The sequence below is a fragment of the Streptomyces sp. CRN 30 genome, from assembly GCF_034105845.1.
Genome location: NZ_JAVRHI010000185.1, coordinates 1 through 13,121 on the forward strand (window position 1 = coordinate 1; position 13,121 = coordinate 13,121).

Sequence of the window (13,121 nt, forward strand, 5' to 3'; positions counted from 1 at the left end):
GCGGTGACGGCCAGCCCGGCGGCCACGGCGCGCCGCCGGTGGCGTACGAGCCGGCGCAGCCGGTGGAGCCCGCCGCCCACCCGGACCGGCGCGAAGTGCGGCACCCCGCAGGTGGGCGGCGCGTCCACGGCGAGGGGAGAGGGAGGTGGAGGGGGAGGAGCGGAGAAGGGCGAGTACGACACGGGGACCGCCAGCTGGGACGAGGGACCGGACCGGAGAACGGCTTGCGGACACCACGATGGGCCGCCGCGCCGCTGCTCGCCGGGACCCGTGCACAACCGGCGGATTGTGGATAACTCCGCCACCCGAACGGGACGTTCCGCTCCCTGCGGGACACCGCCGCTCCCCGTCGGACGCCAGGACGCCGGGACGCCAGGACGCCGGGACGCCGGGACGCCGGGACGCCGAGGAACGAGGTACCGCCCGCCCTACGGCAAGGCGATCCCCGGGTCCATCCCGCCCAGCGCCGACCCGCACCCGCAGTCCCGTTCCCCGGCCGCCGGGAGCGCCGCCACCGCGTCGAAGAGGACGCCCCGCAGCCGGTCGACGTTGGCGGCGAACACGCGCAGTACCTCGTCGTGCGAGACGCCCTCGCCGGACTCCGCGCCCGCGTCGAGGTCGGTGACGAGCGTCAGCGACGTGTAGCACAGCTCCAGCTCACGGGCGAGGGCCGCCTCCGGGTGACCGGTCATGCCCACCACCGACCAGCCCTGCGCCTGGTGCCAGAGCGACTCGGCGCGGGTCGAGAACCGCGGCCCCTCGACGACGACGAGGGTGCCGCCGTCCACCGGTTCCCAGTCCCGGCCCCGGGCCGCCTTGAGCGCGGCGGCCCGCCCGGCGGGGCAGTAGGGGTCGGCCAGCGACACGTGCACGACGTTCGGCACGGTGCCGTCGGGCAGCGGCAGCCCGTCGAAGTACGTCGCGACACGCGACTTCGTCCGGTCGACGAACTGGTCGGGCACGAGCAGCGTGCCGGGACCGTACTCGGGACGCAGCCCGCCGACCGCGCAGGGCCCGAGGACCTGGCGCACGCCCACCGAGCGCAGCGCCCAGAGGTTGGCCCGGTAGTCGATGCGGTGCGGCGGCAGGTGGTGGCCGCGGCCGTGCCGGGGGAGGAAGGCGACCCGTCGGCCGGCGACCTCGCCGATGAAGAGGGAGTCGCTGGGCGGCCCGTACGGGGTGTCCACCGCGACCTCGGTCACGTCGTCGAGGAACGAGTAGAAACCGGAGCCGCCGATCACGCCGATCTCGGCGTTCGCCTTGTTCGCCATGGACCGCACCCTAACCGCCCGCCGGGAACCGGGAACGCCGAAGGCCCCGCCGTCGGACGGACGGCGGGGCCCTGCGGGCGAGAAGCGGCTCAGGCGGCGGAGCTGCTGCTGGACGAGCTGCTCGTGCTCGACGACTTGGAGTCGGAGGACGGCTTCGCGTCGGAGGAGGACTTGGACTCCGAGGACGTCGACTTCGAGGACGACGCGGGCGAGCTGCTGGACGACGCGCCACGGCTGTCGTTGCGGTAGAACCCGGAGCCCTTGAAGACGATGCCGACGGCCGAGAAGACCTTCTTCAGGCGGCCCCCGCAGTTGGGGCACTCGGTCAGGGCGTCGTCGGTGAACTTCTGCACCGCCTCGAGGCCCTCGCCGCACTCGGTGCACTGGTACTGGTACGTCGGCACTGTCTTCCTCCTGGCACTCTCACTCGATGAGTGCTAACGACGGTCCATAGTGACGTATTCCCGGGGATCAGTCCACTGTGGCGGGCTCGCGGTGACCCACGCCACGTGCCACCGTCCGTCCGCGCGGCTCCACCGCGAGCCGGGAACGCAGGGTCAGGAGAGTCGCCAGGGCGAGCACCGTCCCGCCCATCGGCACCAGGAATCCGGCGCCCGCCCACAGCTCGTCCTCCAGCTGTCCGGCGACCGTGACGGCGGCCGCCTGGCCGAGGGCGACCGCGCCGGTCAGCCAGGTGAACGCCTCGGTGCGGGCACCGGCCGGGACCAGGCTCTCGACCAGCGTGTAGCCGGTGACCAGGGCGGGAGCGATGCACATGCCGACGAGCAGGCCGAGACCCGCGAGGAGCGGCACGGACTGCGCGGCCCACAGGCCGGAGGCGGTCAGGGCCAGGGCGACGTAGCCGAACAGCAGGCGGCGCTGCGGCGCGGTCTTCCAGGCGACGGCGCCGCAGACGACACCGGAGAGCATGTTGCCCGCGGCGAAGGTGCCGTAGAGGACACCGTTCAGGCCCGGCTCGCCGATCGACTCGGTGAACGCGGCCAACGCGACCTGCATGCCGCCGAAGACGGAACCGATGCCCAGGAAGGCCACGGCCAGGACGCGGACACCGGGGACGCGCAGCGCCGGAACGTGCTCCACGCGCGCGTGGCCCCCGCCGTCCTCGGCCGCGTCCGCGCCGACCGGCGGCTGGGTGCGCCTCTGCGCGGCGAAGAGGAGACCGCCGAGCAGGGTGAGCGCGGCCTCGGTGATCAGTCCGGCGGACGGGTGCAGGGCCGTGCACAGGGCGGTGGCCAGCAGCGGGCCCACGACGAAGGTCAGCTCGTCGGTGACGGACTCGAAGGCCGCCGCGGTGGGCAGCAGGGGCGAGTCCTTGAGCCGCACGCCCCAGCGGGCGCGGACCATGGGGCCGATCTGCGGCACCGAGGCGCCGGTGGGCACCGCCGCCGCGAACAGTGCCCACAGGGGCGCGTCCGCGAGCGCCAGCCCGGTCAGCGTCAGGCCGGACAGCACGTGCACCAGCACGCCGGGGACGAGGACGGCGCGCTGCCCGTGGCGGTCGGCGAGCCGGCCGCTGTAGGGGGCGAACAGCGCCATGGAGACGCCGGTGACGGCAGCCGCCGCACCCGCGGCGCCGTAGGAGCCGGTGGTGTGCTGGACGAGGAGGACGATGGAGATCGTCAGCATCGCGAAGGGCTGCCGTGCGGCGAAGCCCGGGGCCAGGAAGGTCCAGGCGCCGCGGGTGCGCAGCAGTTGCCCGTACCCCGGGCGCCGGTCCGCTCCGCGCGCCGTCTTCGAGGTGACCGTGGACGCCACGGTCCGGCCTTTCCGCCGCCTGGTGGCGCGGTGGTCCCCGCGCGGGGACCCGGGCGCCGAGAGCTGTCCTCTTGCGCGGACTGCGGTAGATACCGGAGCCGTCGGAAAAGAGGTGCAGCCCGGCCGCCATACGGTCGCGCCAGCTCTGCGTCAGGCAGAGTTGGTTCGATCAGGTGACCGGCCCATTGTATACAGCGCCCGCACACGACGACGGCGGCCGGACCGCCGCCCCCGACGGCCGAGCCGCCGCCCCCCGCCGGCGATTGGGCCGCCGCCCCCTGCCTGCGACCGGGCCGCCCCCCCCGACGGCCGCGTCGGCTCAGCCCGACCGCACGTCCACCCCGTTCTTCTCTCCGTTCTTCTCCCCGTTCCTCTCCCCGGTCTTCTTCCCGCTTCTCTCTCCGTCCTTCTCGCCGCCGGTTCCCAGCCAGCCCGCGAGTTTGCCGCCGCGGCCGACCGCGCGCAGCCGCTCCTCGGCGGCGTCCCGGACCGGGTCGGTGGCGACGACGAGGAGCTCGTCGCCGTACCGCAGCAGGGTCGTGGGCAGCGGCACGAACGACGTGCCGTCGCGGACCACGAGGGTCACCGCCGCCCCGGCCGGCAACCGCAGCTCGGTCACCTCGACGCCGTTCATCCGCGACCCGTCGGGGATCGCGACGGACAGCAGGTGTCCGCGCAGCCGCTCCAGTGGCGCCGACTCGATGCCGAGGTCGGCCGCCTCGGAACCGGAGCCCAGGCGCAGCTTGCGGGCCAGCCACGGCAGCGTCGGGCCCTGCACCAGGGTGTAGACGACGACCAGGACGAAGACGATGTTGAAGATCCGCCGGCTGCCGTCGACGCCCTCCACCATGGGAATGGTCGCCAGGATGATGGGCACGGCGCCGCGCAGCCCCGCCCACGACATCAGGGTCTGCTCCTGCCAGGGCACCCGGAACGGCGTCAGGCACAGCACGACGCTCAGCGGCCGCGCCACCATGGTGAGCACCAGGCCGATGAGCAGGGCGGGCAGGATGTCGTCGCCCAGTTCGTGCGGGGTGACGAGCAGGCCGAGCAGGACGAACATGCCGATCTGGGCGATCCAGCCGAGCCCGTCGGCGAAGCCGCGGGTGGCCGGCCAGTGCGGCAGCTTGGCGTTGCCCATGACCATGGAGGCCAGGTACACGGCGAGGAAGCCGCTGCCGTGCGCCAGCGCGCCGGTCGCGTAGGCGGTGACGGCGATCGCCATGACGGCGATGGGGTAGAGGCCGGACGCGGGCAGTGCCACATGTCTGAGGCCCCAGGCGCCGAGCCAGCCGACCGCGAGGCCGATGGCGGCGCCGATGGCCAGCTCCAGGGCGATCTCGCCGAGCAGGACGTACCAGTGCTCCATCGGGCCGGCCGTGGAGAAGGCGACCACGAGGATGACGACCGGGGCGTCGTTGAAGCCGGACTCGGCCTCCAGCGTCCCGGTTATCCGTGCGGGCAGCGGGATGCGGCGCAGCACGGAGAAGACGGCCGCCGCGTCGGTGGAGGAGACCACCGCGCCGATGATCAGTGCCTGCCGCCACTCCAGCCCCGTCAGGTAGTGGGCACCCGCCGCCGTGACGCCGACGCTCACCGCGACGCCGGCCAGCGCCAGCGCGGACGCGGCGGGCAGGGCGGGTTTCGCTTCCTTCCACTTCGTGCCGAGGCCGCCCTCGGTCAGGATCACGACCAGGGCCGCGTATCCGATGACCTGGGTCAGCTCGGCGTTGTCGAATCGGATGTCGCCGATGCCGTCCTGGCCGATGGCGACGCCGATCCCCAGGTAGACGAGCAGGCTGGGGAGCCCGCTGCGCGAGGAGATGCGGACCGCCGCGACGGCGACGAGCAGGACGAGCGAGCAGACGAGCAGGAGCTGGTTGAGGTGGTGGACAGTCAGGGGCTGTTCCTTCCGGCTGGTGACGCGAGGGTGGGTGCGCCGATCAGGGCAACTACTTCGTTACCTTACCTAACTCTTGACGCTTTCTTGACGCCGACCGCGACAGGGTCGAACGTCCGTCCGTGCTCTTTCCCGACTCCGCGTCAAGGGCGGGCGGGCCCTGCGCCTATGGTTGCTCCAGCGTTCACTCAGCAAGAAGCACCGTAGGAAGCGCAGCAGTACGCGCAGTAGAAAGCACAGCCCGCCCCTGCCGCTCGCGTTAGGACAGCAAGGACAGCGATGCCCCCCACCAACACCGCCTCTTCGGGCCACCGGCCCGCCAAGTCCGCGAGGAAAAAGGGGCGCAGAGCCAAACTGATCGTCCTCGTGCTGGTGCTGGCCATCATCGGTGGCCTCGCCTACGGGGCGTACTGGTCGGTCAGCACCGTCCGGGCCTCCTTCCCGCAGACCAAGGGGTCGATCACGCTGGACGGCCTGTCGGGCCCGGTCGACGTCAAACGCGACTCGTACGGAATCCCGCAGATCTACGCCTCCTCCGACGCGGACCTGTTCATGGCGCAGGGGTACGTCCAGGCGCAGGACCGGTTCTACGAGATGGACGTGCGCCGCCACATGACCTCGGGGCGCCTGTCGGAGATGTTCGGCAAGGGCCAGGTCGACAACGACGAGTTCCTGCGCACGCTGGGCTGGGACCGGGTGGCGGAGCAGGAGTACAAGGAGACTCTCTCCGACTCCACGAAGAAGTACCTCCAGGCCTACGCCAAGGGCGTCAACGCCTACCTCAAGGGCAAGGACGGCGCGGACATCTCCCTGGAGTACGCGGCCCTCGGCTTCACCAACGACTACGCGCCCGAGGAGTGGACCCCGGTCGACTCGGTCGCGTGGCTGAAGGCGATGGCCTGGGACCTGCGCGGCAACATGGAGGACGAGGTCGACCGGGCGCTGATGACGACGCGCCTCGGCCCGAAGCAGATCGCCGACCTGTACCCGGACTACCCGTACAGCCGGAACAAGGCGATCGTCCAGGAAGGCCAGTACGACGAACTGACCGGCACCTTCCAGGGCGGCGACAGCGGCACCACCGGCACCGGAACGGACACCGGCACAGGTACCGGAACGGACACCGGCACCGGCACCGGAACGGGTACAGAAACAGGCACAGGCACCGGCACCGGTACGGGCACAGGCACCACCGACGGCTCCACCGTCCTGCAGAGCCAGCTCTCCGGCCTCCAGGACGTCCTCGACGACCTGCCCACCGCCGTCGGCGTGAACGGCAACGGCATCGGCTCCAACTCCTGGGTCGTCTCCGGCGAGCACACCATCACCGGCAAGCCGCTGCTCGCCAACGACCCGCACCTCTCCCCGGCGCTGCCCTCCGTCTGGTACCAGATGGGCCTGCACTGCCGCAGCGTCAGCAGCAAGTGCCAGTACGACGTCACCGGCTACACCTTCGCCGGGATGCCCGGCGTGGTGATCGGCCACAACCAGGAGATCGCCTGGGGCCTGACCAACTCCGGCGTCGACGTCAGTGACCTCTACCTGGAGAAGATCACCGGCGAGGGCTACCAGTACGACGGCAAGGTGGTCCCCTTCGAGACCCGCGAGGAGACCATCAAGGTCGCCGGCGGCTCCTCGAAGAAGATCGTCGTCCGGGAGACCAACAACGGCCCCCTGCTCTCCGACCGCGACTCCGAGCTGGTGAAGGTCGGCAAGAAGGCCACCGTCGAGAGCGCCGCCCCCGACCGCGGCGACGGCTACGGCGTCGCCCTGCGCTGGACGGCCCTGGACCCCGGCACCACCATGGACGCCGTCTTCGCCATCGACCGCGCGAAGGACTGGAGCGAGTTCCGCGAGGCCGCCGCCCTGTTCGACGTCCCCTCGCAGAACCTGGTCTACGCCGACACCGACGGCCACATCGGCTACACCCTGCCCGGCCAGATCCCGATCCGCGCCGAGGACCACGACGGTTCGATCCCCGCGCCGGGCTGGGACCCGGACTACCGCTGGACCGGCGAGTACATCGAGGACGACGAACTGCCCTACGAGTACGACCCCGACCGCGGCTACATCGTCACCGCCAACCAGGCCGTCGTCGACGAGGACAAGTACCCGTACACCCTCACCACAGACTGGGGCTACGGCACCCGCAGCCAGCGGATCACCGCCCTGATCGAGCAGAAGATCAAGGACGGCGGCAAGATCTCCACGGACGACATGCGCCAGATGCAGCTGGACAACAGCAGCGAGATCGCCAAGCTGCTCGTGCCCACGCTGCTCAAGCTCGACGTCAAGGACAAGGACGTCCGCGAGGCGCAGAAGCTGCTGGAGGGCTGGGACTACACCCAGGACGCCGACTCGGCCGCCGCCGCGTACTTCAACGCGGTCTGGCGCAACATCGTCAAGCTCGCCTTCGGCAACAAGCTGCCCAAGGAGCTGCGCGTCAAGGGCCAGTGCCTGTGGGTCGACCCGGTCAACACCACCGGGCCCGCCGACGAGACGCAGAAGGTCCGCGAGTGCGGCCAGCGCGCGGCGGACCAGGCCCAGCCGGACGGCGGCGACCGCTGGTTCGAGGTGGTCCGCACGCTGATGGACGACACCGACAGCGACTGGTGGACGACGCCCGCCTCCAACACCCGCAAGGGTGCCGACCACAACCGCGACGACCTGTTCGCGCGCGCCATGGTCGACGCCCGCTGGGAGCTGACCGCCAAGCTCGGCAAGGACATCGACACCTGGAGCTGGGGCCGGCTGCACCGCCTGTTCCTGAAGAACCAGACCCTCGGCACCGCCGGTCCGGGCTTCCTGAAGTACGCGCTCAACCGCGGTCCCTGGGAGCTGAGCGGCGGCGAGGCCGCGGTCAACGCCACCGGCTGGAACGCGGCGGGCGGCTACGAGGTGGTCTGGGTGCCGTCCATGCGGATGGTGGTCAACCTCGACGACCTCGACAAGTCCCGGTGGATCAACCTCACCGGTGCCTCCGGGCACGCCTTCAGCGCCCACTACACCGACCAGACGGACAAGTGGGCCAAGGGCGAGCTGCTGCCGTGGTCCTTCTCGGACAAGGCGGTCGCGGACAGCACGAGCGACACGCTGGTGCTCAAGCCCTGACCCGCGGTTCCTGAACCGGGAAACGGCCTCCACGCGCGCGTGGAGGCCGTTTCCCGTCCGTGCCCCGCTCAGTGCCGGAACCGCCGTACCCCCTCCGGCGTCACCACCGCGTCCACCGGCCGGTCGTGCGGCTCCTCGGGGACCCGGTCGAGCACCTCGGTGCCGTAGAGCAGCACCACCCGCGCCGGACGCGCCCCCGCCCGCTCCAGCCGGGACAGGACCCGGTCGTAGGAGCCGCCGCCGCGGCCCAGCCGCATGCCGCGCCCGTCGACCGCCAGCCCCGGCAGCAGCACCACGTCGGCCTCCGTCACCGCCGCCGTCCCGAGCCGCTCCCCGGCGGGCTCCGCCAGCTCCATGCGCCCGCCGAGCCGCACGCGCGTGAGCGACTCCTCACCGGCGTACGCACCCCAGTCCAGGTCGCCGTCCGGCAGCAGCACGGGCAGCAGCACCCGGACCCCCCGCGCGCACAGCGCGTCGAGCAGCGCGCGCGTGCCCGGCTCGGCGCCCATCGAGACGTACGCCGCCACCGTGCGCGCACGCGCCAGCTCCGGCAGCCGCGCGGCCCGCCCGGCCAGCGCCTCCGCGGCCACCCGCACGTCATCCGCCGTCAACCCGGCCCTCACCGCCAGGATTTCGCGTCGCAATGTGCGCTTGTCACGCTCGTCCACGCGTCGAACTTGGGTCAAGGCCGCTCCCGTACTGCTCCAATATGCTCATCTGAGCATTGACTCAACGAGGGTGCGGAATCACTGCAAACGCACCGGATATGGTGGCGCTCATGACTCAGTCGCACCCCAGGATCAGCAAGGCTGTCATCCCCGCAGCGGGTCTGGGCACCCGGTTCCTGCCGGCCACCAAGGCCACTCCCAAGGAGATGCTGCCGGTGGTCGACAAGCCGGCGATCCAGTACGTGGTCGAAGAGGCCGTGTCGGCGGGACTCGACGACGTCCTCATGGTGACGGGCCGCAACAAGCGCCCCCTGGAGGATCACTTCGACCGCAACTACGAGCTGGAGTCCGCCCTGGAGAAGAAGGGCGACGCCGAGCGGCTGGCCAAGGTGCGGGAGTCCAGCGACCTCGCGATGATCCACTACGTCCGCCAGGGCGACCCCAAGGGCCTCGGCCACGCCGTCCTCGCCGCCGCCCCGCACGTCGGCGACGAGCCCTTCGCGGTCCTCCTCGGCGACGACCTCATCGACCCCCGCGACCCGCTGCTCCAGCGCATGATCGAGGTCCAGGGGCAGTACGGCGGCAGCGTCATCGCCCTCATGGAGGTCGAGCCCGAGCAGATCCACCTCTACGGCTGCGCCGCCGTCGACACCACCGAGGACGGCGACGTCGTCAAGGTGAGCGGCCTCGTCGAGAAGCCCGACCCGGCCGACGCCCCCTCCAACTACGCCGTCATCGGCCGCTACGTCCTCGACCCCGGCGTCTTCGGCGTCCTGCGCCGCACCGCGCCCGGCCGCGGCGGCGAGATCCAGCTCACCGACGCCCTCCAGGAACTCGCCCAGGACGAGGGCGCCGCCGGCCCGGTGCACGGCGTCGTCTTCAAGGGCCGCCGCTATGACACCGGCGACCGCGGCGACTACCTGCGTGCCATTGTCAGACTCGCATGCGAACGTGAAGACCTGGGCCCGGACTTCCGGACCTGGCTTCGCAGTTACGTAGCCGAGGAGATGTAGCCACGTTGAGCAGCACCGCCCCCCGTGACCCCGCCGACGACCGCCCCGGCCCGGACCACCCGGCGCCGCAGGACCGGCTGTGGTCGGTGGAGGAGCACCTGGAGGACATCCTCGCCACGGTCCGTCCCCTGGCGCCCATCGAGCTGAACCTCCTCGAAGCCCAGGGCTGCGTCCTGGTCGAGGACGTCACGGTGCCGGTCTCCCTGCCGCCGTTCGACAACAGCTCCATGGACGGGTACGCGGTACGGGTCGCGGACGTCGCGGGCGCCAGCGAGGAGTTCCCCGCCTGCCTGGAGGTGATCGGGGACGTCGCCGCGGGCGCCGGCGAGACGCTCCACGTCGGCCCCGGCCAGGCCGCCCGCATCATGACCGGCGCCCCGCTGCCGGCCGGCGCGGAGACCGTCGTGCCCGTCGAGTGGACCGACGGCGGGCTCGGCGCGGGCCCGGTGACCGGCATGCGCGCCCGCAGCCTCGCCCCCGAGGGCGCGGGCGGCCAGGTCCGCGTCCACCGCCCCGCCGAGACCGGCGCGCACGTACGCGAGAGGGGCAGCGACGTCCGGGCCGGTGACCGCGCCCTGGCGGCCGGCACCGTCCTCGGCCCGCCGCAGATCGGCCTGCTCGCCGCGATCGGCCGCGGCCGGGTCCGGGTCCGCCCCCGCCCCCGCGTGGTCGTCCTCTCCACCGGCACCGAACTCGTCCAGCCCGACGAGCAGCTGGAACACGGCCAGATCTACGACTCCAACAGCTTCGCCCTCACCGCCGCCGCGCGGGACGCCGGGGCCATCGCCTACCGGGTGGGCGCCGTCGCCGACGACGCCGAGACCCTCCGCGCCACCATCGAGGACCAGCTGGTCCGCGCCGACCTGCTGGTCACCACGGGCGGCGTCAGCGTCGGCGCGTACGACGTCGTCAAGGAGGCCCTCGCGCACGTCGGCGACGAGGACGAGCCGGGCAGCGGCGTGGAGTTCCGCAAGCTCGCCATGCAGCCCGGCAAGCCCCAGGGGTTCGGCTCCATCGGCCCCGACCACACCCCGCTGCTGGCCCTGCCGGGCAACCCGGTCTCCTCGTACGTCTCCTTCGAGCTGTTCGTCCGCCCCGCCGTGCGGACCCTGATGGGCCTGCCGGACCCGCACCGGCCCCGCGTCAGGGCGACCCTGAGCGCGGACAAGGCGCTGACGTCCCCGAAGGGCCGCAGGCAGTTCCTGCGCGGGAAGTACGCCGACGGCTCGGTCAGCACGGTCGGCGGCGCGAGTTCGCACCTGGTGGCGGCGCTGGCCCACGCCGACGCGCTGATCGTCGTCCCCGAGGACACCGAGACGGTCGAGCCCGGCTCGGAGGTCGAGGTCGTCCTGCTCGGCTGACCGGGCGCGCGGACGTCCGCTGGGCGGTCCTGCCCCGGTGGGCCCGCCGCCATGGGGGTACCGTGTCGCGCACAACAGGCCCGCGTGCCGCACGGCGCCGGGCCCGGACCGGGAGCCTCACGAACCATGAGCACGCAGGACCGACTGACGCACCTCGACGAGGCGGGCGCCGCCCGCATGGTCGACGTCTCCGGCAAGGAGGTGACCGCACGGACCGCGCGCGCGAGCGGACGCGTCCTGGTCGCCCCGGAAGTGGTGGAGCTGCTGCGCGGCGAGGGCGTCCCCAAGGGCGACGCGCTGGCCACCGCGCGGATCGCGGGCATCATGGGCGCCAAGCGCACCCCCGACCTCATCCCGCTCTGCCACCCGCTCGCGGTCTCCGGGGTGAAGGTGGACCTCTCCGTCGCGGACGACGCCGTGGAGATCCGCGCCACCGTGAAGACCACGGACCGCACGGGCGTCGAGATGGAGGCGCTCACCGCCGTCTCCGTCGCCGCCCTCACCGTGATCGACATGGTGAAGGCGGTCGACAAGAAAGCGGTCATCACCGACGTGCGGGTGGAGGAGAAGACGGGCGGCAAGTCGGGCGACTGGAGCCGGGCATGACACACGCGTCACCGGCCGCCGCCGCCGGGCACCGCGCCCTGGTGGTCACCGCCTCCAACCGCGCCGCCGCCGGGGTCTACGAGGACAGGGGCGGCCCCCTGATCGCCGACGGCCTGCGCCGCTTCGGCTTCGCCGTCGACGGCCCCCGGGTCGTCCCCGACGGCGACCCCGTCGAGGCCGCCCTGCGCGCGGGCGTCGACGCCGGGTACGACGTGATCGTCACCACCGGCGGCACCGGCCTCTCGCCCACCGACCGCACCCCCGAGGCGACCCGCGCGGTCGTCGCGTACGAGGTGCCGGGCATCGCCGAGGCGATCCGGGCGTACGGCCGGGACAAGGTGCCCACCGCGGCCCTCTCCCGCGGACTCGCCGGGGTGGCCCGGGGCACGCTGATCGTCAATCTGCCGGGATCGACCGGCGGCGTGAAGGACGGACTGGCCGTACTGGAGCCGCTCCTCGGCCACGCCGTCGACCAGATCCGCGGCGGCGACCATCCCCGGCCGAGCAGTGGGGGTGCGAGCTGAACAGCCCGTCCTGGCCCGTGGAGCTACGGGACGGCGACGTCGTCCTGCGGCCCATAAAGGTGCGCGACCAGCGGGCCTGGCGCGAGGTCAACCGGCGCAACCGCGACTGGCTGCGGCCCTGGGAGGCGACCATTCCGCCGCCCGGCCCCGGCGGGCCCGTCACCCACCGGCCGACCTACCGTCAGATGGTGCGCCACCTCAGGTCCGAGGCGAACGCCGGGCGGATGCTGCCCTTCGTCGTCGAGCACCAGGGGCGGCTGGCCGGGCAGTTGACGGTCGCCGGGATCACCTGGGGTTCGATGTGCTCCGGGCACGTCGGGTACTGGGTGGACGAGGCGGTGGCCGGCCGCGGGGTGATGCCGACGGCCGTGGCGCTCGTCGTCGATCACTGTTTCCGCACCGTCGGCCTGCACCGTGTGGAGGTCTGCATTCGACCCGAGAACGCGCCGAGCCGCCGGGTCGTGGAGAAACTCGGATTCCGCGAGGAGGGGCTCAGACCCCGCTATCTCCACATCGACGGAGCCTGGCGTGATCACCTCGTCTTCGCGCTGACCGCGGAGGAGGTGCCGGACGGCATGCTGCGGCGGTATCACCACCGGCGGACCCAGAATAGAATTGAATAAACGTTCGAATATGATCGGCGAATTGTCATCGGCCAGTCACCGGTCATCACCGGTCACAAAAAAATTTAGAAATATCAGCCAGATCGTGCGACACACCGGCTCAATTGGCGGATGCCCTCGCGCACATCCCTCTACCGTGTGAGGCGTGAGCAGCAGCGGCCTCATCTACGCAGTCATCGTCGGGGCCTGGGCCGCCTACTTGGTGCCGATGTGGCTCCGTAGGCAGGACGAGCTGAACGAGGCCCGTCCGACGGAACGCTTCAGCACC

Annotated in this window: 11 protein-coding genes and 1 pseudogene; 6 read left to right on the plus strand and 6 right to left on the minus strand. The window is 72.1% G+C overall.

Annotated features, from left to right (window positions below; genetic code table 11):
• From UW392_RS18945 to UW392_RS18965, 5 genes and pseudogenes are all read right to left on the minus strand, one after another.
• A pseudogene (locus UW392_RS18945) lies at positions 1-182 on the minus strand (hypothetical protein); the annotation flags it as partial.
• A gap of 246 nt (positions 183-428) precedes the next feature.
• Positions 429-1,271: an S-methyl-5'-thioadenosine phosphorylase gene (locus tag UW392_RS18950; protein WP_320776212.1), complete on the minus strand. Its 843-nt coding sequence runs from the start codon at positions 1,269-1,271 to the stop codon at positions 429-431.
• Positions 1,272-1,360: 89 nt separating this feature from the next.
• A complete protein-coding gene (locus UW392_RS18955) occupies positions 1,361-1,675 on the minus strand; it encodes an FmdB family zinc ribbon protein (RefSeq protein ID WP_320776213.1) in 315 nt (104 codons plus the stop codon).
• 67 nt (positions 1,676-1,742) lie between these two features.
• Positions 1,743-3,047: an MFS transporter gene (locus UW392_RS18960; RefSeq protein WP_320776214.1), complete on the minus strand. Its 1,305-nt coding sequence runs from the start codon at positions 3,045-3,047 to the stop codon at positions 1,743-1,745.
• Positions 3,048-3,366: 319 nt separating this feature from the next.
• On the minus strand, positions 3,367-4,947 hold the full coding sequence (locus UW392_RS18965; protein ID WP_320776221.1) for a potassium/proton antiporter: 1,581 nt from the start codon (positions 4,945-4,947) through the stop codon (positions 3,367-3,369).
• Between the two features lie 279 nt (positions 4,948-5,226).
• On the opposite strand from UW392_RS18965, the gene UW392_RS18970 reads away from it, so the two are divergent.
• Entirely contained in the window at positions 5,227-8,058 is a 2,832-nt protein-coding gene (locus UW392_RS18970) for a penicillin acylase family protein (protein WP_320776215.1), read from the plus strand.
• A gap of 68 nt (positions 8,059-8,126) precedes the next feature.
• On the opposite strand, the gene UW392_RS18975 is transcribed toward UW392_RS18970, so the two are convergent.
• Positions 8,127-8,744: a 5-formyltetrahydrofolate cyclo-ligase gene (locus UW392_RS18975; protein ID WP_320776216.1), complete on the minus strand. Its 618-nt coding sequence runs from the start codon at positions 8,742-8,744 to the stop codon at positions 8,127-8,129.
• Between the two features lie 92 nt (positions 8,745-8,836).
• Here UW392_RS18975 and galU point away from each other — a divergent pair, with 92 nt between their 5' ends.
• From galU to UW392_RS19000, 5 genes are all read left to right on the plus strand, one after another.
• Entirely contained in the window at positions 8,837-9,739 is a 903-nt protein-coding gene (gene galU, locus UW392_RS18980) for a UTP--glucose-1-phosphate uridylyltransferase GalU (RefSeq protein WP_320776217.1), read from the plus strand.
• A gap of 5 nt (positions 9,740-9,744) precedes the next feature.
• On the plus strand, positions 9,745-11,100 hold the full coding sequence (gene glp / locus UW392_RS18985; protein ID WP_414496390.1) for a gephyrin-like molybdotransferase Glp: 1,356 nt from the start codon (positions 9,745-9,747) through the stop codon (positions 11,098-11,100).
• Between the two features lie 126 nt (positions 11,101-11,226).
• Complete coding sequence (gene moaC / locus UW392_RS18990; protein ID WP_320776218.1) at positions 11,227-11,706, plus strand: cyclic pyranopterin monophosphate synthase MoaC; 480 nt, start codon at positions 11,227-11,229, stop codon at positions 11,704-11,706.
• The gene (locus tag UW392_RS18995; protein ID WP_320776219.1) at positions 11,703-12,230 is read left to right on the plus strand and encodes a MogA/MoaB family molybdenum cofactor biosynthesis protein; all 528 of its coding nucleotides are present in this window, start codon (positions 11,703-11,705) and stop codon (positions 12,228-12,230) included. The genes moaC and UW392_RS18995 overlap by 4 nt, the downstream gene beginning before the upstream one ends.
• 17 nt (positions 12,231-12,247) lie before the next feature.
• A complete protein-coding gene (locus UW392_RS19000; RefSeq protein WP_320776220.1) occupies positions 12,248-12,853 on the plus strand; it encodes a GNAT family protein in 606 nt (201 codons plus the stop codon).
• Positions 12,854-13,121: the final 268 nt, after the last annotated feature.

Coding starts and splice junctions, on each gene's coding strand:
- moaC (WP_320776218.1), top strand. CDS start 11,227: ATGAGCACGCAGGACCGACTGACGCACCTCGACGAGGCGGGCGCCGCC.
- galU (WP_320776217.1), top strand. CDS start 8,837: ATGACTCAGTCGCACCCCAGGATCAGCAAGGCTGTCATCCCCGCAGCG.
- UW392_RS18995 (WP_320776219.1), top strand. CDS start 11,703: ATGACACACGCGTCACCGGCCGCCGCCGCCGGGCACCGCGCCCTGGTG.
- UW392_RS18950 (WP_320776212.1), bottom strand. CDS start 1,271: ATGGCGAACAAGGCGAACGCCGAGATCGGCGTGATCGGCGGCTCCGGT.
- UW392_RS18970 (WP_320776215.1), top strand. CDS start 5,227: ATGCCCCCCACCAACACCGCCTCTTCGGGCCACCGGCCCGCCAAGTCC.